The organism is Shewanella sp. MF05960, assembly GCF_050849305.1.
GTDB lineage: Bacteria > Pseudomonadota > Gammaproteobacteria > Enterobacterales > Shewanellaceae > Shewanella.
Genome location: NZ_JBOZPS010000017.1, coordinates 17360 through 39556 on the forward strand (window position 1 = coordinate 17360; position 22197 = coordinate 39556).

21 protein-coding genes and 1 pseudogene are annotated in these 22197 nt (G+C 42.5%); 20 read left to right on the forward strand and 2 right to left on the reverse strand.

Annotation, left to right across the window (positions count from 1 at the left end; translation table 11 throughout):
- The first annotated feature begins 19 nt into the window (after positions 1 to 19).
- Complete coding sequence (locus tag ACROAE_RS15880) at positions 20 to 841, forward strand: flagellin (RefSeq protein ID WP_432403486.1); 822 nt, start codon at positions 20 to 22, stop codon at positions 839 to 841.
- Positions 842 to 1122: 281 nt separating this feature from the next.
- On the opposite strand, the gene ACROAE_RS15885 is transcribed toward ACROAE_RS15880, so the two are convergent.
- Complete coding sequence (locus ACROAE_RS15885; protein WP_432403489.1) at positions 1123 to 1383, reverse strand: hypothetical protein; 261 nt, start codon at positions 1381 to 1383, stop codon at positions 1123 to 1125.
- Between the two features lie 245 nt (positions 1384 to 1628).
- Positions 1629 to 1892: a LexA family protein gene (locus ACROAE_RS15890; protein WP_432403491.1), complete on the reverse strand. Its 264-nt coding sequence runs from the start codon at positions 1890 to 1892 to the stop codon at positions 1629 to 1631.
- Positions 1893 to 1944: 52 nt separating this feature from the next.
- On the opposite strand from ACROAE_RS15890, the pseudogene ACROAE_RS15895 reads away from it, so the two are divergent.
- The 19 genes and pseudogenes from ACROAE_RS15895 (at position 1945) to fliN (ending at position 22146) form a co-directional block, all read left to right on the forward strand.
- Positions 1945 to 3069, forward strand: a pseudogene (locus ACROAE_RS15895) (IS630 family transposase).
- Positions 3070 to 3377: 308 nt separating this feature from the next.
- Entirely contained in the window at positions 3378 to 4196 is an 819-nt protein-coding gene (locus tag ACROAE_RS15900; RefSeq protein ID WP_432403493.1) for a flagellin, read from the forward strand.
- Positions 4197 to 4299: 103 nt separating this feature from the next.
- A complete protein-coding gene (locus ACROAE_RS15905; protein WP_432403495.1) occupies positions 4300 to 4704 on the forward strand; it encodes a flagellar protein FlaG in 405 nt (134 codons plus the stop codon).
- Positions 4705 to 4774: 70 nt separating this feature from the next.
- On the forward strand, positions 4775 to 6139 hold the full coding sequence (gene fliD / locus ACROAE_RS15910) for a flagellar filament capping protein FliD (RefSeq protein ID WP_432403497.1): 1365 nt from the start codon (positions 4775 to 4777) through the stop codon (positions 6137 to 6139).
- A gap of 6 nt (positions 6140 to 6145) precedes the next feature.
- Positions 6146 to 6478, forward strand: coding sequence for a flagella biosynthesis chaperone for FliD, FliT (locus ACROAE_RS15915; protein ID WP_432403499.1), 333 nt, complete (start codon positions 6146 to 6148; stop codon positions 6476 to 6478).
- 10 nt (positions 6479 to 6488) lie between these two features.
- Positions 6489 to 6893 carry a flagellar export chaperone FliS gene (gene fliS / locus ACROAE_RS15920; protein ID WP_432403501.1) on the forward strand — a complete coding sequence of 135 codons (405 nt, stop codon included), beginning with the start codon at positions 6489 to 6491 and terminating at the stop codon, positions 6891 to 6893.
- A gap of 513 nt (positions 6894 to 7406) precedes the next feature.
- Positions 7407 to 8837: a sigma-54 dependent transcriptional regulator gene (locus ACROAE_RS15925; protein WP_432403503.1), complete on the forward strand. Its 1431-nt coding sequence runs from the start codon at positions 7407 to 7409 to the stop codon at positions 8835 to 8837.
- Between the two features lie 311 nt (positions 8838 to 9148).
- On the forward strand, positions 9149 to 10381 hold the full coding sequence (locus tag ACROAE_RS15930; RefSeq protein ID WP_432403505.1) for a sensor histidine kinase: 1233 nt from the start codon (positions 9149 to 9151) through the stop codon (positions 10379 to 10381).
- Entirely contained in the window at positions 10374 to 11723 is a 1350-nt protein-coding gene (locus ACROAE_RS15935) for a sigma-54-dependent transcriptional regulator (protein WP_432403507.1), read from the forward strand. The genes ACROAE_RS15930 and ACROAE_RS15935 overlap by 8 nt, the downstream gene beginning before the upstream one ends.
- Before the next feature lie 188 nt (positions 11724 to 11911).
- The gene (fliE, locus tag ACROAE_RS15940; RefSeq protein ID WP_160054603.1) at positions 11912 to 12253 is read left to right on the forward strand and encodes a flagellar hook-basal body complex protein FliE; all 342 of its coding nucleotides are present in this window, start codon (positions 11912 to 11914) and stop codon (positions 12251 to 12253) included.
- Between the two features lie 72 nt (positions 12254 to 12325).
- Complete coding sequence (gene fliF / locus ACROAE_RS15945) at positions 12326 to 14008, forward strand: flagellar basal-body MS-ring/collar protein FliF (protein WP_432403617.1); 1683 nt, start codon at positions 12326 to 12328, stop codon at positions 14006 to 14008.
- A complete protein-coding gene (gene fliG, locus ACROAE_RS15950; RefSeq protein WP_432403509.1) occupies positions 14001 to 15047 on the forward strand; it encodes a flagellar motor switch protein FliG in 1047 nt (348 codons plus the stop codon). The genes fliF and fliG overlap by 8 nt, the downstream gene beginning before the upstream one ends.
- A 61-nt stretch (positions 15048 to 15108) precedes the next feature.
- The gene (fliH, locus tag ACROAE_RS15955) at positions 15109 to 16260 is read left to right on the forward strand and encodes a flagellar assembly protein FliH (protein ID WP_432403511.1); all 1152 of its coding nucleotides are present in this window, start codon (positions 15109 to 15111) and stop codon (positions 16258 to 16260) included.
- Entirely contained in the window at positions 16257 to 17597 is a 1341-nt protein-coding gene (gene fliI / locus ACROAE_RS15960; RefSeq protein WP_432403513.1) for a flagellar protein export ATPase FliI, read from the forward strand. The genes fliH and fliI overlap by 4 nt, the downstream gene beginning before the upstream one ends.
- Positions 17598 to 17600: 3 nt before the next feature.
- The gene (fliJ, locus tag ACROAE_RS15965; RefSeq protein ID WP_432403515.1) at positions 17601 to 18047 is read left to right on the forward strand and encodes a flagellar export protein FliJ; all 447 of its coding nucleotides are present in this window, start codon (positions 17601 to 17603) and stop codon (positions 18045 to 18047) included.
- A 356-nt stretch (positions 18048 to 18403) separates the two neighbouring features.
- Positions 18404 to 20074, forward strand: a complete 1671-nt coding sequence (locus tag ACROAE_RS15970; protein ID WP_432403517.1) for a flagellar hook-length control protein FliK — start codon at positions 18404 to 18406, stop codon at positions 20072 to 20074.
- A 92-nt stretch (positions 20075 to 20166) separates the two neighbouring features.
- Positions 20167 to 20694: a flagellar basal body-associated protein FliL gene (gene fliL, locus ACROAE_RS15975; protein ID WP_432403519.1), complete on the forward strand. Its 528-nt coding sequence runs from the start codon at positions 20167 to 20169 to the stop codon at positions 20692 to 20694.
- Positions 20695 to 20723: 29 nt separating this feature from the next.
- Complete coding sequence (fliM, locus tag ACROAE_RS15980) at positions 20724 to 21752, forward strand: flagellar motor switch protein FliM (RefSeq protein WP_432403521.1); 1029 nt, start codon at positions 20724 to 20726, stop codon at positions 21750 to 21752.
- Between the two features lie 10 nt (positions 21753 to 21762).
- Positions 21763 to 22146, forward strand: coding sequence for a flagellar motor switch protein FliN (fliN, locus tag ACROAE_RS15985; protein WP_160054621.1), 384 nt, complete (start codon positions 21763 to 21765; stop codon positions 22144 to 22146).
- Positions 22147 to 22197: the final 51 nt, after the last annotated feature.

Consider the following 22197-nt stretch of genomic DNA (forward strand, 5'->3'; position numbering starts at 1 on the left):
TAGGAATGAGGAATTATTTATGGCTATTACAGTAAATACCAACGTTACATCAATGAAAGCGCAAAAAAACTTAAATACATCGAGCCAGGCTCTTTCAACTTCGATGGAGCGTCTATCGAGTGGTCTTCGCATCAACAGCGCAAAAGATGATGCAGCCGGTTTGGCTATTTCTAACCGCTTAAACTCACAAGTTGGTGGTTTAGAAGTAGGTATGCGTAACGCGAATGATGCTATTTCAATAGCTCAGATTGCAGAAGGTGCAATGCAAGAGCAGACTAACATGTTGCAACGTATGCGTGATTTAACCATTCAATCCGAAAACGGTGCAAATAGTACTGCGGATTTGAAGTCACTAAAAGCAGAAATGGATCAATTGGTTACCGAAATCGATAATATTGGCACTACAACGGCATTTGGTAATACTAAGCTATTGCAAGGTGGTTTTTCTGCAGGGAAAAACTTCCAAGTTGGTCATCAAAATGGTGAAAATGTCACAGTTAAAGTTGCTAAAACCGATAAAGCTACACTTTCAATCAGTGGTATAACGAATGTTACTTCGGCGAATCGTAAATCATCGTTAGCTGCAATTGATAAAGCAATAGCAAAAATTGACAGTCAACGAGGGGACTTAGGTGCTGTTCAAAATCGTTTAGCGTATAACATTAGTAACAGTGCCAATACTCAAGCAAACGTTGCAGATGCTAAGTCCCGTATTGTAGATGTGGATTTTGCTAAAGAAACCTCAACAATGACCAAGAATCAAGTGCTACAACAAACAGGTTCAGCAATGTTGGCCCAGGCTAATCAATTACCGCAAGTTGCATTATCATTACTTGGGTAACATATTTTCCGTTACTTAGCCTTTAACTGCTAAGTAACGGAATATCTAAATGTCCTTACCCTATTTCTTTGACTTCCCAGTTCTTATTTTTACTTTAGGTATTATGGTCAATTCAAACCATGCTCAGCTCTAAACAGATTCAAATTCTATCGGCGAGAGGCCTGTATTTGTCGTTTATAGTCGTTCTACAATTTGATAGTTCATATATTTAACCTCATCATCACACATATGTTGACGAGTATGTTGTGGTATTTTTTAAGAACCAATCATGCTTTAAACTATCAACGAGACGCTCCACAGCAATGTTGTTCCCACACGCACTCACCTATACTGCTTTGGCAGTTTAATTGCTTTAACAAATGTAGATAACCTCTACCACTATGAAACACTAAGCCCTTGGGTGGCTTTCGCAAGTTGCAAGTCTTCAAAAATGCTTTATCAACTAAACTTCGCGTCATGCGCAAGCTGACTATTCTGCGAGAATACATATCTATAACAACCGCGAGATATAGCCTATCTTCACCTGTTTTAAAGTGGCTCACATCACCTGTTCAGACTTGGTTCGGCCCAACTGGATAAAATTAATATTAAGCAAGTTTCAGCCACATTATCACTGTACTTAGGCTTTGTTGTGACTTTACAAGCTAGGCCTTGCGTCACCACCAGTTTCAATCACGCCATTAATTTAATGCTGTGATAAAGCATGATGCTAACCCCTTTTTTGCGTAGTGCTTTAACTAACTCTACACTACCTAGTACCGTTTCAATTTAGTTTTGATCGATTGAGCTACCATTCCAGCGGTAGCTCATCGGTTTTTATTAACACTTTCAAAGAGCTACTTTCTCTCGGGGTTCGGCTGATCAATTCGTCTGCTTCTAACTTCAAAATTGTCTGATGAACCGTAGGTGCTGAAACACCAAAGTACTTCTGGATATCTGCCTGAGCTGGCGGATAACCGTTCACTTTGCTGTAATAATAAATAAAATCGAGGTATTGGCCTTGTTTCACGCTCAATGCGGGGTTGATTTTTTTCTCTGTGGTGATCGACATTCTCAAGGCTTTGTGATCAATTATCGTCTTTGATAGTTGAGAGTATCATGCCATGAATATCACTTACTTTGTAGAGTTGACCCAAGAAGAACTGCACTCCTTAAAGATTTTACTAAGCAAAGGCATACACAATGCTCGCTTGTTAAAACGAGCCAACATTCTGTTGCTTGCAAACGAACATAAGCACAGTGATAAAGACATCGTTGAGCTACTTAATACCAGTACCTCAACGATTTACCGAACCAAAAAACGGTTCGTTGAAGACGGACTGGAAGCTGCACTCTCCGAAGGGAAACGAACAGGGCAACCCAAATTACTCTCCGCCAATGAAGATGCTAAATTGATCAGCATTGCTTGTAGCGAGCCGCCAGATGGCCGCGCTCGTTGGACATTAGCGCTCATCGCAGACAAATTAATTACGCTGACAGAACTAGAAAGCGTATCGCTAGAAACGGTCCGCCAAAGACTGAAACACAATGAATTAAAACCATGGCAAAAGAAGATGTGGTGTATTGGCGAGTTAAACAGCGACTTCATTGCGCAGATGGAAGAGATGCTGGAAATTTATGCAATGCCTGCAGATGAAAAACATCCTGTGGTTAATTTTGATGAAGCAATGAAACAACTAGTGTCACATCTAAAACCGCCCAAATTAGCTTAACCAGGGCACTTAGCTAAAGATGATTACAAATACCGACGTGAAGATTTGGCCAATATCTATCTGATGTTCGACAGGCATCGAGGCTGGCGGCATGCTAAAGCAACTGCAACCAAAACATGAGAGGACTTTGCAGCGTGTATGCGGAATTTTGTTGATGTTCATTATCCTGATGCGGATAAAATCCACGTGGTTTTAGACAACTATACAACGCACACCGCCGGTCCTTTATACAAAGCTTATTGAGCAGAAGAAGCTAGGCGTAACTTGAAGAAAATTGAATTTCACTACACCCCAAAACATGCCAGTTGGTTGTATATGGTAGAAATTGAGATTGGCGTGATGAACAGACAATGTTTGGATAGACGAATCGCCACTTGGGATGATCTACGACTTTCGCTTACGGCTTGGGAAAACGGCAGAAATAACGAACATGCACGTATTAAGTGGATGTTTGATGTAGATAACGCTCGGTTGAAACTCAACCGAGCTTATAAACTTTTAAACAGTCAGAATTAAATGAAATTAGTACAAGATTGTTTCGACTGAACTTGAATCATGCTTTAGCTCGGCGAAATAGTACTAGTTTGTCGCGGTGATAAGTTCACCAAGCATTCAGAAAAACATAATATGCTAATGAACTAACTTACATCATTTATTTTACGAAGATACTTAGAGGTATTACTATGTTTTTTTGTTTTTTTTAAAAAAAAAGCTAAAGGTAAGGGTTTTGCTGCCGTTAATTATATTGTAACGAGCAAGACCTGTTTGACTTGAGACAAAGCATACAGGCATCTCCCAAGTCAGAAATATATGAGGAAGCAATCATGGCTATCACAGTAAACACTAACGTAACGTCGTTAAAAGCACAGAAAAACTTGAATTCGTCAAGTGGTGCACTTGCAACTTCTATGGAACGTCTATCTAGCGGCTTGCGTATTAATAGTGCTAAAGATGACGCAGCAGGTCTGGCCATTTCTAACCGTTTGAACTCTCAAGTCAACGGTTTGGAAGTGGGTATGCGTAATGCAAACGATGCAATTTCAATTGCTCAAATTGCAGAAGGTGCAATGCAAGAACAAACTAACATGCTTCAACGTATGCGTGATTTAACCGTGCAATCCGAAAACGGTGCAAATAGTACTGCGGATTTGAAGTCACTAAAAGCAGAAATGGATCAATTGGTTACCGAAATCGATAATATTGGTACTACGACTGCATTTGGTACTACAAAATTAATGACTGGAACCTTCTCTGCAGGAAAAAACTTTCAAGTTGGTCATCAAAATGGTGAAAATGCTACAGTTAAAGTTGCTAAAACCGATAAAGCTACACTTTCAATCAGTGGTATAACGAATGTTACTTCGGCGAATCGTAAATCATCGTTAGCTGCAATTGATAAAGCAATAGCAAAAATTGACAGTCAACGAGGGGACTTAGGTGCTATTCAAAATCGTTTAGCGTATAACATTAGTAACAGTGCCAATACTCAAGCAAACGTTGCAGATGCTAAGTCTCGTATTGTAGATGTGGATTTTGCTAAAGAAACATCAACCATGACGAAGAATCAGGTTCTACAACAAACAGGTTCTGCGATGTTAGCTCAAGCAAACCAGTTACCTCAGATCGCTCTATCGCTACTTTAAATAAGTTTGTTTTAGCAGTGTTTAGGGAGATCCATTACGGTTCTCCCTTTATTGTTACTGCAAGATAAATAATATCTGGTGGTTACAAAGTACGCCGAGGTGTATGATGGAAGTTAATAATACTGTTCAATTTACTCGATCTTCAGAAATGAGTAAAAATAATATAAGTACTCAGCCAGTGTTAAATGAACAAAAGGCTGAGAAAAATAAAGTGAATGAGTTATCGTCAGTATCGGACACTGCTGCAAATGACAAGTTTGTTCAAGAAGCTGAGCAAGAGGTTGATAAAGCCCAATTGCAACAGGTTGCTTCTGATTTAACTAATATGGTTGCTATGATGCAGAAAGGCTTAAAGTTTTCTGTAGATGATGCTTCAGGTAAACAAGTGATTAAAGTTCAAGATGTTAGTTCAGGTGATATCATTAGGCAAATCCCTAGTGAAGAAGCGCTTAAGTTGGCAGAAAAATTAAGTGAAGTGTCAGGAATTTTGATGAAAATTGAAGTTTGAATTTAACATTCATTTAAAATGGTTTCTTTTTTACTTTGATTATTAGTATCAGTTTATAAGGAGCAAGGTCATGGCTTTAACCGCGACAGGTATTGGTTCAGGGTTGGATATTTCAAATATCGTCAGTGTGCTTGTTGATGCTGAGAAAACACCCAAAGAGACATTGTTCACTAAAACAGAAACTAAAATAGATGCTAAAGTCTCTGCCATGGGGACTTTAAAGAGTAGTTTGTCTACCTTTCAAGATGCAGTTAAAAAGCTGCAAAGTGGTGAGTTTTTAAATATTCGCACTGTCTCAACTGGTGATAGTGATTTTTTTACTGCAAAAGCAGATCAATACTCACAACCTGGTAGTTATGAGATTAAGGTAGAACAATTAGCACAATCTCAAAAGTTGGCAGGAGCCAACGTTACTGACCCTACATTGGGTGTGGGCGAAGGAAGCCTTGATTTTTCAGTTAATGGTGAAAGTTTTTCTATTGCGATTGAATTCACAGATAGCCTTTCATCTATAGCTTCTAAAATTAATAGTTCATCGGTGAACTCGGGTGTTACAGCTACTGTTATTAAGAGCGATGCCGGTAGCCGACTTATATTTACTTCGAAAGACACGGGAACTGATAATCAGATGACCGTATTAGCAACAGACTCATCTGGTACAGGTTTATCAAATATGTTTAACGGTGCGAGTTTAGAAACCTTACAAGAGGCTAAAAACTCAATCATATCTATAGATGGTCAAACATTAACCTCTCAGAGTAACACTATTGATGATGCCATCAGTGGTGTAACTTTTTCTTTAACAAAAGCAGAGGTTGGCTCAATATCGACATTAACAATTGCCCAGGATACAGAATCTGTAAAGAAAAATATTGAAACATTTGTTAGTGCATACAATTCGTTACTAACATCCATGGATAGCTTATCTTCTTTCGATGTCGACGAAGGGACTGCTTCTGCTTTACAAGGCGATTCAATTATTCGTTCTTTAGAGTCACAACTTCGAAAAATGGTAAGTGAACGGGTTAGTGTCGACGGTGTTGAATCAGCTTTATACGAGTTAGGTATTTCTACTGACCGTGATGGTAAATTGTCGATTGATGATGATAAGTTGACTGATGCAGTGACAAATAATATGTCGCTTATCGAAGGGGTTTTTTCAACTAGCGATACCGGAGTTGCATATAAATTCGATGAGTTAGTTAAGACTTACACTAAAAGCGGTGGCGTTATTGATTCTCGAAATAACACTTATACATCTGAAAAAAGTCGCATTTCAGATCAAAGAGAAGCGTTTACATTAAAAATGGAGCAATTAGAAGCTCGATTACTTAAACAATTCAATGCAATGGATTTGATTGTTTCTCAGTTGAATTCCCAAAGCTCAAGTTTGACCAACAGTTTAGCATCGTTACCTGGCGTCATTAGGGAGTAAAAACGCATGTATAAATTGAGCCCTAAACTTGAGGTAATTAACGAAACTATTGAAGGTATGTTAAGTCAACTCGAGAACACTCCTGCTGAAAATGAGCAGTCCGACAACTTGGTGTTATTATTGCAAAAGTACATTGGTGAGCGTCAAATATATATCAATTTATTAATAACTGACGCTATCGATGATTCATTTTCAACTTGTTTGTCTGAACAGTTAAAGCTTACTCAGTGCTTTATAAGTAGATCATCAAAAGTTATGTCTCATCAACAGAGTTTGTTGAGTTTGAAACAGTCTCATCAAAGACAAATTAAGATTTATCAGAATATTGATGGTATATAGGTAGGTTATTATGAGAAGTTCTTTACAATCATATCGCAAGGTGTCTCTTGATAGTGAAATATCAATAGCGTCACCACATCGAATTGTTCAAATGATGTTTGCTGGTGGTCTTGAGAGACTTGCACAGAGTCGTTATGCGATTGAAAATAAAAATATGTCAGATAAGGGGGTGTTTATTGGTAAAGCCATTGGGATCGTTAATGGTTTAAACAATAGCTTAAACATGGAAGCTGGTGGAGAGATTGCTGGTAACTTAAGCCAATTATATGATTTTATAATTATGAAAATAACCGAAGCTAATTTAAATAATGATGTAAAAGCTATTGATGATGCTGTGGGCGTGTTGAGAACCTTGAAAGAAGGTTGGGATGCCATTCCACAAGACCAACATCACTTGACCTCTGAAGCAAGTTAATCGTTACGGCATACTGTATGTAAATTAAAAAAGACGCTTTGCGTCTTTTTTGCTATTAGACCAAAAATAATGACTTTGTATCAGTTGTTCATTTAAGCAGTCCATTTAAGTAACTCATTTAAGTAACTCATTTAAGTTACTCATTTAAGTTACTCATTTAAGTTACTCATACAGGTAGGCGCAAAGATGATTTATTGAGTTTACGCGGTATTTTTAGACTGAAAAATCAGCATTTTCATTAAAAATGTGCCTTGATGTAGATAATATGTAACTGTTGCTTGCTTATGCCACGCTGATAATACAATATTTATGAGTAAACTCATTTTTCTTGCTGCTAAATTGCAGATTAACGAGCCGATTGAGCGATAATGATAGAATATTGTAAAGTGGTCAGTTTTTTGGCGACTTTTTTGACGACTATTTTTGATACAATGTATTTTGGTTTATGTGGCTGTTTTTTGTGGCATAATCATCCTGGATAAAAACCTATAACAAGAGCTTTTGGCCTTCTGAATGATGCAAATAGAACAAAGAATGTTAATTGTCGGTACCCCATCAGAGCGCGTGACTCGTTTGTGCTGCATTTTCGAATTCCTGGGGGAGCAATGCGAAATAGTCTCTCATCAATCTTTATTGCCGTTAATTGAGCAATCGCGTTTTCGTGCCGTAGTGATTGTTAATGACAACATCAGCGTAGAGAGCATTAAAAATATTTCCGCGATAGCGCCCTGGCAACCTATGCTGTTGCTTGGCGAATCTGAGATCCATTTGTCTAATGTGCTAGGGCAGATAGAAGAGCCGGTAAATTACCCGCAATTAACTGAGTTACTGCATTTTTGTCAGGTTTTTGGCCAGGCCAAACGAGAACACACCTTAACCAGTGGCAATCAAACCAAATTATTCCGCAGCCTAGTCGGCCGCAGCGAAGGCATTGCCAACGTAAGACATTTAATCAATCAGGTGTCTGGCTCTGATGCTACCGTGCTGGTTTTAGGCCAGTCGGGTACCGGGAAAGAAGTGGTGGCGCGTAATATTCATTATTTGTCTGAGCGCCGTGATGGACCGTTTATTCCGGTTAACTGTGGTGCTATTCCGCCAGAACTGCTTGAAAGTGAATTGTTTGGCCATGAGAAGGGCTCGTTCACTGGCGCGATATCTGCCCGTAAAGGTCGCTTTGAGCTTGCCGAAGGCGGCACACTGTTTTTAGATGAAATTGGCGACATGCCATTGCAAATGCAAGTTAAGTTATTACGTGTATTGCAAGAGCGGGTGTTTGAGCGCGTCGGTGGCAGTAAAACCATTGCAACCGATGTGCGAATTGTAGCGGCAACCCATCGTGATTTAGAAACCATGATCACTGAAAATGAATTCCGTGAAGATTTATATTACCGCCTCAATGTATTCCCAATCGAAATGCCAGCCTTAAGTGAGCGTCGTGACGACGTACCCTTGTTATTACACGAGTTAGTGAATCGCGTCTTTAACGAAGGCCGCGGTAAAGTACGCTTCACCCAACGCGCCATTGAGTCGTTAAAAGAACATAACTGGTCCGGTAACGTCCGTGAATTGTCTAACTTGATTGAACGGTTAACGATTCTGTATCCAGGCGGCCTAGTTGATGTAAACGATTTACCGCATAAATACCGTTACATTGATGTACCCGAATACTGCGTTGAAATTAGCGAAGAGCAACTCGAACGCGATGCACTCGCATCGATATTCAGCGATGAAGAGCCTGTAGATATTCCTGAAACCCGATTCCCAAGCGAGTTACCGCCTGAAGGGGTCAACCTTAAAGACCTACTAGCTGAGCTTGAAATCGACATGATCCGCCAGGCATTAGAGCAACAAGACAATGTCGTCGCCCGCGCCGCCGAAATGCTCGGCATTCGCCGAACCACCCTCGTTGAAAAAATGCGTAAATACGGCATGAGCAAAGAATAACCAATAGCTGATTATTGCTTTGATTCGTCATTAGCAATTAACCTATAAACACATCCACAGATGTGTTTTTTGCTTCTAGAACTAGCACCACCGCGCACGTCATCCTCGAGTGCTTTTATCGGGGATCCAGGTGTTGCTTAGCACTTAGCACCTAGCAGGACGCAGTCCACCCTAGCACCTAGAACCTAGCAGGACGCAGTCCGCCCTCAGGCGAGCCTGCGAGTTCCTAGCCCCCCCTTAATCATAGATCCTCGCCTTGGCACACTAAATGCATCCACCAGTTCAAATGTAATTCTTTTGACGGAGTGGCCATGTATTCAGCTCGAGTGTTATCAAATCCGCGTGGAGCGGAGGTTGAGTTGCCGATGACAGCATCGCTTTCTGCCACCCCACTTATTGCCACTCCGCTTACAGCCACACCTTATGCAGCGGCTGAGGCTCATGCTGATTATAGGCCGAGTGAGAGTGCCATACGTCAAAGCATTGCGCATGCGAAAGCACCGGTATTTACGCCGGTTGTAAGCGATTATTCAAGTAAGGCTGCCAATATGTCTAATCAAATGGCGCATATTCTTCAGGCTATGCCATCAGGCGTGGTGATTATTGATGGTGATGGCGTAGTGACGCTAGCAAACCCTGTGGCTACAGAGCTATTAGGGCGTCCGCTACAAGGGGCGCGTTGGTTTGACATTATTCACCGCGCCTTTGCGCCGCAAGACGATGACGGCCATGAAGTGTCTTTAAAAAATGGTCGCCGTGTTAAATTGGCGATTACGCCGTTAGCACCAGAACCTGGGCAGTTAATCGTTATTACCGATTTAACTGAAACCCGTTTATTACAAAAGAATTTATCTCATTTACAACGTTTGTCGTCTTTAGGCAAAATGGTCGCAACCCTGGCGCATCAAGTGCGTACGCCGTTGTCGGCGGCGTTGTTGTATGCCTCAAATCTGGCTAGCCCAAAGTTAACCGATGCAGCGCGAAGCAAGTTTCAATCTAAGTTGGTTGACCGCTTAAACGAATTAGAGCGTCAAGTTAATGACATGTTACTGATGGCCAGAGGTCGTCAGGACAGCATGGCAGAGTCGGTGACTATGGATGATATTATCACTCAAGTGATGGCTAACTGTGAGCCTATAGCAGACAAAAAGCAGTGTCAGTTAGAAGCACAAGACACTTCGCATTCGAGGATGTTAGCCAATGCCAATGCGTTAAGTTCTGCGGTGAACAATTTGGTGATGAACAGCCTTGAAGCAGGCGCGACAAAAATTAAAGTGTCTGCCAGTGAAACCGTTGACGGACTATTATTAGATGTGATTGATAATGGCAAAGGGTTAGACCCTGCCATGCAAAAGCAAGTGCTAGAGCCGTTTTTTACCACCAAAAGTCAGGGCACAGGCCTTGGGTTAGCAGTGGTTCAGTCTGTGGTACGCAATCATGGCGGACACATTCAGTTATCGTGCAAACCCGGAATGGGCTGCCATATTCGATTGATTTTTCCACATGCCAAAAAAGCACATCATCAGGAGGTGACACATGGCTGAAGCACATATTCTATTAGTTGAAGATGATGCTGATTTACGCGAGGCATTACTCGACACCTTGTTGTTAGCTCACTATGAGTGCGTTGATGTTGGCAGTGCTGAAGAGGCGATTATCGCCTTAAAAGCCAACCAGTTTGATATGGTGATCAGTGACGTGCAAATGGACGGCATCGGCGGTATGGGGTTGCTCGGTTATTTACAGCAGCACCAACCTAAATTACCGGTATTGTTGATGACGGCTTACGCCACGATTAACAGCGCGGTTAGTGCGATGAAGTTAGGTGCGGTCGATTACCTCGCCAAACCCTTTGCGCCAGAAGTGCTACTCAATCAAGTGTCTCGTTATTTGCCGTTAAAGCAACATCACGATAAACCTGTGGTAGCCGATGACAAAAGCCTGGCGTTATTGGCACTTGCTCAACGTGTTGCAGTGTCTGAAGCTTCGGTGATGATTATGGGCCCAAGTGGCTCAGGCAAAGAAGTGTTAGCACGTTATATTCATCAACACAGCCAGCGTAATGGACAGCCGTTTATTGCCATTAACTGTGCGGCTATTCCTGAAAACATGCTCGAAGCCACGCTATTTGGTTACGAGAAAGGCGCGTTTACCGGCGCGTATCAAGCATGCCCGGGTAAATTTGAACAGGCCCAGGGCGGCACACTATTACTCGATGAAATATCGGAAATGGAGCTTGGTTTACAAGCCAAATTATTACGAGTATTGCAAGAGCGTGAAGTAGAGCGTTTAGGCGGCCGTAAAACCATTAAGTTAGATGTACGCGTATTAGCGACCTCAAACCGCGACCTTAAAGCCATGGCAACATCTGGCGAGTTTAGAGAAGATTTATACTATCGTATTAACGTGTTTCCGTTAACCTGGCCTGCATTACATCAACGCCCTGCGGATATTTTACCGCTGGCGCGCCATTTACTGGCTAAGCATGCTAAAGCCTTAAATATGACGTCAGTCCCTAAACTTGATGATGCCGCTACTCGACGTTTATTAACTTATCGTTGGCCGGGTAACGTGCGTGAACTCGATAATGTGATTCAACGTGCGCTGATTTTACGCGTGAATGACGATATTGGCGTCAATGACATTATTATTGATTCTGCAGACGTAAACCTATTATCTAACGATATCCTCGATGTTGATAAGTCTGGTGATGTTGAAGGGTTAGGCGATGAGCTTAAAGCGCAAGAGCACGTGATTATTTTAGAAACCCTGAATCAATGTCAGGGGAGTCGGAAAATGGTCGCTGAGAAACTCGGGATCAGTGCGCGTACGTTGCGTTATAAAATGGCAAAAATGCGCGACATGGGTATTCAATTACCCGCGTAATGTTGTTATTAAATCTATAACTATCTGACTATAAAGTATTTAAATAAAAACCAACTTATCTGCATATATGTAGGTAAGTTGGTTTTGTTGATGTTATCCCTTCTGTTTTACATCTTGGCATCTATATTGCTTTAACTCCTTATAAGATTATTGTTGTCGTCAAAAAGTCGACGAAAGGGAGTGACACCATGCAGATTAGCGCCAATCCATTATTACAAGAAATGCAATCGCTTCGTGGCGAAATCGCCCCTTCTATTGGTTCATCAATTGCCCCTAACTTAACTCAGCAAGTGAATAACACCACTGGCGCTGATTTTAGCCAGCTGTTATCGCAAGCGGTAGGTAGCGTGAATGGACTGCAACAAACATCATCGAGTTTAGCTTCACGTTTAGACATGGGCGACACGACTGTGAGCTTGTCTGACACCGTTATTGCGCGTGAAAAAGCCGGTGTGGCATTTGAAGCCACCGTGCAAGTGCGTAACAAGTTAGTTGAAGCGTATAAAGAAATCATGAGTATGCCTGTTTAGCCGCTGTCGGTTTTAAGCGCTAGGTAATCCCAAACATCAGACATATAGCAGGTACATATTGTGAGCACAGACATAATGGTAGGTTCAGATTCAACAGTTGACGCCGGTGTCCAGCAGGAGAACAAGTCTGGGCTAATGGGCAACGTCGGCGGGGCTGACATGATGCGCCAGGTGATCATGATTTTGGCTTTAGCTGTGTGTCTTGCATTGGCTGTTTTTGTGATGATGTGGGCACAAGAGCCGGAATATCGTCCATTGGGTAAAATGGAAACGGCTGAAATGATCCAGGTACTTGATGTACTGGATAAAAGCCAAATTGATTATCAAATTAATGTTGATGTTGTCAAAGTGCCTGAAGACAAATATCAAGAAGTAAAATTACTCCTAAGCCGCGCAGGCATTGAAAGCAGCACTCAAGCCAATGATTATTTAAGTCAGGACAGTGGTTTTGGTGTGAGCCAACGTATGGAGCAAGCGCGTTTAAAGCACAGCCAGGAGTTAAACCTGGCTCGCGCCATTGAAGAGCTTAAAAGCATTAGCCGCGCGAAAGTGATTTTAGCCCTACCAAAAGAAAACGTTTTTGCCCGCAATGCATCAAAGCCAAGTGCAACGGTTGTGGTTAATGTACGCCGTGGCGGATTAGGCCAGGAAGAAATTGACGCGATTGTTGATATTGTTGGCTCTGCTGTACAAGGTCTTGAGCCATCACGCGTCACCGTCACCGACTCAAATGGTCGTTTATTAAATTCTGGTAGCCAGGACGGTACCTCAGCTAGAGCGCGCCGCGAACTTGAACTGGTACAACAAAAAGAAGCGGAATATCGTCGCAAAATTGAATCGATTTTAATGCCTATTCTTGGCCCTGAAAACTTTACCTCGCAAGTTGATGTCAACATGGACTTCACTGCGGTAGAGCAAACGGCTAAGCGTTTTTCACCTGATTTACCGGCTATTCGCAGCGAAATGACCATTGAGCGTAACTCGTCGGGTCAAAGTTCTGGCGGTATCCCAGGGGCGTTGAGTAATCAACCACCAATGGAAGCTGACATTCCTCAAGTGGCGGGTGAAGCGGGCAGTGTGTCAACAGCCTCTGGCGATATGTCTAAAGAAGCGACTCGTAACTATGAACTCGATACCACCATTAGCCATACTCGCCAACAAATTGGTGTAGTGCGCCGGGTGAGTGTGTCGGTTGCCATTGACTTTAAACCGGGTCAAGTTGATGAGAATGGTCAAGTGTCTCGAGTGCCTCGCACAGAAGAAGAGATGACTAATATTCGTCGTTTACTTGAAGGTGCGGTGGGCTTTAGCACTCAACGCGGTGATGCGCTTGAAGTGGTCACCGTGCCGTTTATGGACCAGTTAATTGAAGCGCTACCAGAGCCAGACATGTGGGAGCAGCCTTGGTTTTGGCGCGCCATTAGATTAGTGTTAGGTGCTTTATTGATCTTAGTGTTGTTTTTAGCCGTGGTTCGTCCAATGCTGAAAAAACTCACTAATCCACAAGGTAGCGACATGCCAGCGGACACTCGACCTGGTCATGAGTTAGCTGAAATTGAAGATCAATATGCCGCAGACACCCTGGGCATGCTCAACACTAAAGAAGCTGAATATAGTTATGCCGATGATGGTTCAATTCATATACCTAATTTGCATAAAGATGATGATATGATTAAGGCAATTAGAGCACTCGTGGCCAATGAGCCTGAGCTTTCCACTCAAGTAGTTAAGAATTGGTTACAAGACAATGGCTAATGAAAAAGATAAAGAAAAGGCAAAACCGGCTGCATTTGACCCAGGGTCGATAACCGGTGTTGAAAAAACCGCTATTTTGCTACTCAGTTTGAGTGAAGCCGATGCCGCGTCAATTTTAAAACACTTAGAGCCTAAGCAGGTGCAAAAAGTGGGTATGGCGATGGCAGCCATGGATGACTTTGGTCAAGAAAAAGTCATTGGTGTGCACAAGTTATTTTTAGATGATATTCAAAAATTCTCTTCAATTGGTTTTAACAGCGAAGAGTTTGTGCGCAAAGCGTTAACCGCGGCATTAGGCGAAGACAAAGCCGGTAATTTGATTGAACAAATTATTATGGGTAGCGGTGCCAAAGGACTAGACTCGTTAAAATGGATGGACGCTCGCCAGGTGGCGACTATTATTCAAAACGAACATCCACAAATTCAAACCATTGTGTTGTCTTATTTAGAACCCGATCAAGCGGCTGAAATTTTTAGCCAGTTCCCTGAAAACACTCGTTTAGATTTAATGATGCGTATTGCCAATCTTGAAGAAGTTCAGCCTGCAGCATTGCAAGAGTTGAATGACATTATGGAGAAACAATTTGCGGGTCAAGGTGGCGCACAAGCGGCGAAAATGGGCGGCTTAAAAGCGGCTGCAAACATTATGAACTACCTCGATACCGGCGTAGAAAGCCAGATTATGGAAACCATGCGTGAGTCTGATGAAGAGATGGCGCAGCAAATTCAAGATATGATGTTTGTGTTTGAAAACCTGATTGATGTTGATGATCGGGGTATTCAAGCCTTGTTACGTGAAGTGCAGCAAGATGTGCTGATGAAGGCACTTAAAGGGGCTGATGAAGCCTTAAAAGAGAAAATCTTAGGCAATATGTCTAAACGTGCTGCAGAATTATTGCGTGACGATCTTGAAGCCATGGGTCCCATTCGTATCAGTGAAGTGGAAGTGGCTCAAAAAGAAATTCTGTCTATTGCACGTCGCTTAAGCGACAGTGGTGAAATTATGCTGGGCGGTGGTGGCGGTGACGAGTTCTTATAATCGGTCGTTTGAGTGCCGTTATTTCCGATAGCTAATTTACTAACAATACAAGTGATTGATTATGTCTGAATCCAAATCGTCTAAAAATGTCCTCAGTGTCGATGATGAAGTTGAATTCAGTCATTGGCAGCTTCCTGATATCACGCGAGATAAAAGCCAAGATCCTTCTAATATGTTTGGTAAGTCATCTGAGCCTTACCAAACCAAACCTGTGACCGCTGAAAAATCAATGGCTCCGCCAACCATGGCGCAAATTGAAGATATTCGCGCTGCTGCGGAACAAGAAGGGTTTGAGCAGGGCAAGCAAGACGGTTATCAACAAGGTTTAGAGCAAGGCCGTTTAGAAGGCTTAGAGCAAGGCCACAGTGAAGGTTTTACTCAAGGTGAACAACAGGGCCTTGAAGCTGGGCAAGTAGCCGTTAACCAATTGGTTGAGCAACTCACGCAGCTTATCGCTCAGTTCGAACAACCGTTATCTGTTTTAGACGCTGAGATTGAAGCGGAATTACTGGCGATGACAATGAGTTTAGCTAAGTCAGTGATTGGTCATGAATTAAAAACCCATCCAGAGCATATTTTGTCGGCACTTCGTCAAGGTGTTGACGCACTGCCGTTAAAAGAGCAAAGGGTTAAGCTACGCTTAAACCAGCACGATGCCGATATCGTGTCGCAAAACTACCCGCCAGAACAACTGCTAAAAAATCAATGGCAAATCGATATCGACCCGACGTTATCAAACGGTGATTGCATGATTGAAAGCGTGCGTTCTTCAGTCGACTTACGGGTTAAACAACGTATTGATCAAGTGTTTACTGAGCTTGAAGAGCAGGCCACTCAGCTGACTAAAAATGCCCAACAGTTAAAAACTACAACCCCTAATTATCAATCATCTGAAGTTGAAGATTTAGCTGCTTATACGCAAGCATCTGCTGAGCAGGCTCATGTTGACGATGAGAGTACATCATCAGTTGATCAAGTTGACTCATCACAAACGGACTCTTCACAAATCGATCGCATAGAAGATAGCCATGCGAAAGCGGCTTTATCGCCTGCCATTAATGAACAACAAAATGTAAATGATCCATCACAACAAGTCCCGATAACGCCAGATACGATTAGTGTTGATGATACTGCGAGAGTTGATGAAGCCGCTAATGTTGATGCCACTAATGTTGATGCCACTAATGTTGATACTGCTAAGGACAATGGATGAACCATCGTCAACAGCAGTTGCTGAATAAATTTAGCGTTCATCACAAAAAAGTGTTGCCTCTGCGCCCTGTGGCCAGTGGTCAATTAGTGCGTGTTGTCGGGTTAACCCTTGAAGCCACTGGATGTCGTGCGCCTGTAGGCAGCTTGTGTTCAATTGAAACCATGGTGGGCGAGTTAGTGGCTGAAGTGGTCGGTTTTGATGATAAATTACTGTACTTGATGCCAATTGAAGAGCTGCGCGGCGTATTACCAGGCGCTCGAGTGACACCGTTAGGTGAGCAATCGAGTTTAAATGTAGGCATGTCGTTACTCGGACGAGTGCTCGATGGCAGTGGTGCACCGTTAGACGGTTTAGGACCATTGAATACTGACCACCAAGCTGCTCGTCACGGACCCAATATTAATCCCTTGTCTCGACGAGCGATTACCGAGCCTTTAGACGTCGGTGTAAGAGCGATTAACTCGATGCTCACCGTTGGTAAAGGTCAACGTATGGGCTTGTTTGCTGGCTCTGGTGTCGGTAAAAGTGTGCTCCTTGGCATGATGACTCGCGGTTCTACCGCTGACATTATTGTGGTTGGGCTGGTGGGCGAGCGTGGCCGTGAAGTTAAAGAATTTATTGAAGAGATTTTAGGTGAGGAAGGCCGAGCACGTTCTGTTGTCGTTGCCGCGCCAGCAGATACTTCACCATTAATGCGTTTACGCGCGTGTGAAACCTCTACGCGTATTGCCGAGTATTTCCGTGATTTAGGTTATGACGTGTTATTGCTGATGGACAGTTTAACCCGTTATGCCCAGGCTCAGCGTGAAGTTGCGTTAGCGGTGGGTGAACCGCCAGCCACTAAAGGCTATCCACCATCGGTGTTTGCAAAATTACCCAGACTCGTTGAACGAGCGGGTAATGGCGGTCCTGGTCAAGGCTCTATTACCGCATTTTATACTGTGCTAACAGAAGGTGATGATCAGCAAGATCCGATTGCCGACGCTTCTCGTGCCATTTTAGACGGCCACGTGGTGTTATCTCGCCAGCTCGCAGACTCTGGGCATTACCCGGCTATTGATGTGGAAGCCTCTATTAGTCGTGTGGCGCCAATGGTGATAAGTGGTGAGCATCTAGAAGCGATGCGTCGTGTAAAACAAATGTATTCGTTGTATCAGCAAAATCGTGATTTGATTTCTATCGGCGCTTATTCACAAGGCAGCGATCCGCGCATTGATAATGCCATTCGTTTACAGCCTGCAATGAATGCATTTTTACGTCAGGGCTTTAAAGAACCTGTGAGCTTTGATGACAGTAAACTCATGCTGACGCAAATTGCCGCGCAGTGCCAAGGTTAATCCATGGCTAAAACAGATCCGTTAGTCACCGTACTTAAATTAGCTGTTGCCGCAGAAGAGAAAGCCGCGTTGCAATTAAAAGCCGCTCAATTTGAACGCCAAAAGCGCCAGGGGCAGCTTGATGCGCTAAATAATTACCGCTTAGATTACATGAAGCAAATGGAAGGCCACACCGGCACCACATTACGTGCTAATCAATATCATCAGTTTCATCAATTTATTCGCCAGGTTGATCAGGCCATTTTACAACAAGTGGCCGTGGTTAAAGACGGTGAAAAACAAGTGGGTTATCGTCAGCAACATTGGCAAGAGACTCAACAAAAGCGTAAAGCGGTTGAGATGTTGTTGGCTAAAAAAGCCACCAAAGAGCAAATGGCTGAGTCAAAACGCGAACAAAAAATGTCTGATGAGTTTGCGATGCAGCAATATTTTCGGCAGAAGATGAAGTAGTTTGTTGAATCAGAATTTATCAAGGTTTGCTTGTCAGCAGTAGATTATCAGCATTAGATTGTCAGCATTAGATTGTCAGCATTAGATTATTAGTATTTTTACCTTATTTTTACCTCAGTTTTTGGCCTCAATGTTTAACTTTAGTGTTTTTAAACAAGTGGCACTTAAATTGCTTGATTCTGTTCATAGAAAAACACATCGTCAGCGAAGTGACAGTACTAAGTGGATTTTTAAAGTCCATGTTAGTTGCTGTCGGGTTATCTACATACCAATGTGACAGTGCATAACGTACTTGATATTGACCCCTTTCGAGATGATATTTCACCAAACTTGATTTGATTTAAGTGGAGCCGATTATGCAGCAGATGAGCAATATCTTACTTAGCAATAGCAGTAAATCTGCCGATGTGGGTTTGAAAGGTAACAAGCAAGATGTTGAAAATACGTCATTCTTATCTACTTTTAATCAGGCGAGCGAATCAAGTGCAGAAGTAAAAAATGCTAGCGTTAAAACCGTAGACTCAAATGTCGAAGTGCCAATATATGATGCCGATATCGAAAACGAACTCAATAAAACAGCTGAGCAACTTTCTGATGAAAATTCAGATGCAGAGATGATTTTTGCTCAGCTGACGATGGCCGATACTTTAGGTAAGCGTAATCCTCATGGCGGAAATGAATTGCCGTATGTCGATAAGAGCGGTGTTTACACGCAACAGGGCGCCACTTTAGAACCCATTTTTAATTCGCCTAATGTAATCGGAAATACATTAGGTGACTTAACGTTTGAACAAATTGATTTAGATTCTCTTGATAGTAAAAGCAGTGAATTCAATGTCGATGAGTTATTTACCGAAACAATTCATTTATCTCCTTCGTCTTCATCTTCACTCGTTATCTCAGAGCTTAATCCCGAGCAATTAGCCAATTTAATGGCATTTAGCAAACTTTCTCGCACTGAATTACAAGCACTAGATGCTGAAGCATTAGGTGAGTTAGTGAGCGATTTTAATTTACAAATGCCCGTTGTGGATGAGTCTATTTTAGCGATGGCTGAGCTCGAACTTGAAAGTATTGATGATACTTCGGTTAATGTGCTTAATACTTACCAGCAAAGCGAGATAGATAAAGCGCTTGTTGTGAATGCGAGAGTTAAAGATCAAGGCGCTACTATGGCGCAATTGGATGTTGAGTTAACATCAATCCCATCTTCAGTGACACTGAGTGCGAGTATCGCATCATCATTCAGCGCGGAGTTAAGCGCCTCTCAGTCTGATCAGAATATGACATCAACTTTGGCTGCAGATGCTAAAGCTATTTTAGGTGATAAAACGCGGATCGATGGTAATATTCAACCTGTTGCTGCTGAGGTAAAAGCCTTAGAAAAAGCTGATTTTTCGGTGGTGTTAGATTCTGTTGCAGGTAAGCGTGCTAATGAATCTAGTGTAAACGTTAACTCCGCCAATAACGGACTTGATATGTTTGCTGATGTCAGTGAAGTTGACAATAAGTCGTTACAAAATCAAAGTAGCTTTACGCCTGTGCACAAGAGTGAGGTACCGCAATTTCAACTCTCATTAAGGCCACAGTCGGAGGCGGGCAGCCAGATGCAGGAGATGATCCAAAAGTTTTCTCCTGTCATGAAGCAACAGTTAATCACCATGGTGAGTAATGGTATTCAGCAAGCCGAAATTCGTCTTGATCCACCAGAGCTAGGTCATTTAACGGTAAAAATACAAATTCAGGGTGATCAAACTCAAGTGCAATTCCATGTTGCGCAGTCGCAAACTCGCGATCTTGTTGAGCAAGCTATTCCTCGTTTACGTGACATGCTTGCAAGTGAAGGGTTACAACTGACCGACAGCAAGGTATCGCAAGGCGGTAGCGGACGAGAGCAGCAACAAGAGTCATCTGAACATCAAGGCCAGTCATCTGATGGTCAATTGGACGAAATATCAACACAAGACATCAGCTTGATGACAAATACATCAAGGAGTTTACATTCTGCTATAGATTATTATGCTTAAGCAGGTAACCTATACACATAATATGACTTTTTAATAACAATGGGTTATTGAGCTCGTCATCAAGTTAGTCACATTGTTTATTGGGAACCTTTATGGCTGAAGAATTAGAGTTAGAAGAGACTGCAACCGGCGGGAAAAAGAAGAACAAGCTGGTGTTATTTGGTGGCATAGGTTTGGTTGTGCTTTTATTAGCCGCGGGTGGTGCCTGGTTTTTTATGGGGTCAGATGATCCTGCTCCTGTTACACCGGTTGCTGAAGGTGCAGATGCTACCCAGTCAGAAGCTGAGGCGGTTGTCTCTGCTCAAGCAGATTATGTCGGTATGCCGAGACCTTTTTTATTCAACTTGCCTGGCGTTGATCGTGCGCGGTTAGTTGAGATTAAAGTGCAGCTAATGGTACGCGGTGAAGACGACAGTATCTTAACTAAGAAACATATTCCTTTAATTGAAGATGCACTGTTAACTACATTTAGTGGTGCAGATGTGCAAAAGCTCAGTACCCAAGCCGGTAAAGATGAGCTTCGTCAATTAGCATTACTTAATGTGCAAAATACGCTGCAACCAATAACGGGCAAAAAAGTGGTTGAAAAAGTCCTGTTTACTGGTTTTGTGATGCAATAACCAAATGCATTAACTGCTAAGGCTACGATGTGAGTGATTTATTAAGCCAAGATGAAATCGATGCGCTACTTCATGGAGTAGACGACGTTGATGACGATGATATTGAAGAGAATAGCGAAGATGCGCGCTCTTATGATTTCTCGTCTCAAGACCGAATTGTACGTGGACGTATGCCCACGCTCGAAATCGTTAACGAGCGCTTTGCACGTCATCTTCGGATAAGCATGTTTAACATGATGCGCCGCGCGGCAGAAGTGTCTATTAATGGCGTACAAATGCTTAAGTTTGGCGAGTACGTTCATACGTTATTTGTCCCTACCAGTTTAAATATGGTGCGTTTTAGCCCGTTGAAGGGTACTGCACTTATCACCATGGAAGCACGTTTAGTGTTTATTTTGGTTGATAATTTCTTTGGTGGTGACGGCCGTTTTCATGCCAAAATTGAAGGGCGAGAATTCACCCCAACAGAGCGTCGCATTGTTCAGTTGTTGCTAAAAATCATCTTTGAAGATTATAAAGATGCATGGGCGCCAGTGATGGATGTTGAGTTTGAATATCTTGATTCGGAAGTGAACCCTGCAATGGCTAACATTGTCAGCCCAACTGAAGTGGTAGTCATTAACTCATTTCACATTGAAGTTGACGGCGGCGGCGGTGATTTCCATATTACCATGCCGTATTCGATGATTGAGCCTATTCGTGAGTTATTAGACGCGGGTGTGCAAAGTGATAAGCAAGATACTGACATGCGTTGGTCGCAAGCGCTTCGTGATGAAATTATGGACGTACAGGTTGGCTTTGATGCCAATATCGTTGAACACGAAGTGACATTACGCGACGTGATGGGCTTTAAAGCCGGGGATATTATTCCTATCGACTTGCCTGAACATATTATGATGCGCATTGAAGACTTGCCGACTTATCGTTGTAAACTCGGTAAGTCACGCGATAATTTAGCATTAAAAATTAGCGAGAAAATAGCTCGACCAGAAACGGTCAAATCAGAACTCCAACTGGTTACGCGTAAAGGTAAGGCTCGTGAAATTTCAGATTTATAAGGTGATATAAATGAGTACAGAAGATACTGGTGATGATTGGGCTGCAGCGATGGCTGAGCAAGCATTAGAAGAAGCGCAGCAGGTTGAGCTAGATGAGTTAGTTGATGACTCTAAACCGATAACCAAAGAAGAAGCCGCTAAACTGGATTCGATTCTTGATATCCCGGTGACCATTTCAATGGAAGTGGGCCGCAGTTTTATTAGCATTCGTAATTTATTGCAGCTAAACCAGGGTTCAGTGGTTGAACTTGATCGTGTTGCCGGTGAGCCGCTTGATGTGATGGTAAACGGTACGTTAATTGCGCATGGTGAAGTGGTGGTCGTGAACGATAAGTTTGGTATCCGTTTAACCGACGTGATCAGCCAAACTGAACGTATTAAAAAGCTTAAATAATCTTGATGAGCAAAACCGGCCTTGTACAGGTTTTGCTAAAGGTTCACAACA

What these genes read in the sequence shown, in the direction of transcription:
- ACROAE_RS15880 (WP_432403486.1), top strand. Translation starts at nt 20, where the DNA reads ATGGCTATTACAGTAAATACCAACGTTACATCAATGAAAGCGCAAAAA.
- ACROAE_RS15890 (WP_432403491.1), bottom strand. Translation starts at nt 1,892, where the DNA reads ATGTCGATCACCACAGAGAAAAAAATCAACCCCGCATTGAGCGTGAAA.
- ACROAE_RS15900 (WP_432403493.1), top strand. Translation starts at nt 3,378, where the DNA reads ATGGCTATCACAGTAAACACTAACGTAACGTCGTTAAAAGCACAGAAA.
- ACROAE_RS15905 (WP_432403495.1), top strand. Translation starts at nt 4,300, where the DNA reads ATGATGGAAGTTAATAATACTGTTCAATTTACTCGATCTTCAGAAATG.
- fliD (WP_432403497.1), top strand. Translation starts at nt 4,775, where the DNA reads ATGGCTTTAACCGCGACAGGTATTGGTTCAGGGTTGGATATTTCAAAT.
- ACROAE_RS15915 (WP_432403499.1), top strand. Translation starts at nt 6,146, where the DNA reads ATGTATAAATTGAGCCCTAAACTTGAGGTAATTAACGAAACTATTGAA.
- fliS (WP_432403501.1), top strand. Translation starts at nt 6,489, where the DNA reads ATGAGAAGTTCTTTACAATCATATCGCAAGGTGTCTCTTGATAGTGAA.
- ACROAE_RS15925 (WP_432403503.1), top strand. Translation starts at nt 7,407, where the DNA reads ATGATGCAAATAGAACAAAGAATGTTAATTGTCGGTACCCCATCAGAG.
- ACROAE_RS15930 (WP_432403505.1), top strand. Translation starts at nt 9,149, where the DNA reads ATGTATTCAGCTCGAGTGTTATCAAATCCGCGTGGAGCGGAGGTTGAG.
- ACROAE_RS15935 (WP_432403507.1), top strand. Translation starts at nt 10,374, where the DNA reads ATGGCTGAAGCACATATTCTATTAGTTGAAGATGATGCTGATTTACGC.
- fliE (WP_160054603.1), top strand. Translation starts at nt 11,912, where the DNA reads ATGCAGATTAGCGCCAATCCATTATTACAAGAAATGCAATCGCTTCGT.
- fliG (WP_432403509.1), top strand. Translation starts at nt 14,001, where the DNA reads ATGGCTAATGAAAAAGATAAAGAAAAGGCAAAACCGGCTGCATTTGAC.
- fliH (WP_432403511.1), top strand. Translation starts at nt 15,109, where the DNA reads ATGTCTGAATCCAAATCGTCTAAAAATGTCCTCAGTGTCGATGATGAA.
- fliI (WP_432403513.1), top strand. Translation starts at nt 16,257, where the DNA reads ATGAACCATCGTCAACAGCAGTTGCTGAATAAATTTAGCGTTCATCAC.
- fliJ (WP_432403515.1), top strand. Translation starts at nt 17,601, where the DNA reads ATGGCTAAAACAGATCCGTTAGTCACCGTACTTAAATTAGCTGTTGCC.
- ACROAE_RS15970 (WP_432403517.1), top strand. Translation starts at nt 18,404, where the DNA reads ATGCAGCAGATGAGCAATATCTTACTTAGCAATAGCAGTAAATCTGCC.
- fliL (WP_432403519.1), top strand. Translation starts at nt 20,167, where the DNA reads ATGGCTGAAGAATTAGAGTTAGAAGAGACTGCAACCGGCGGGAAAAAG.
- fliN (WP_160054621.1), top strand. Translation starts at nt 21,763, where the DNA reads ATGAGTACAGAAGATACTGGTGATGATTGGGCTGCAGCGATGGCTGAG.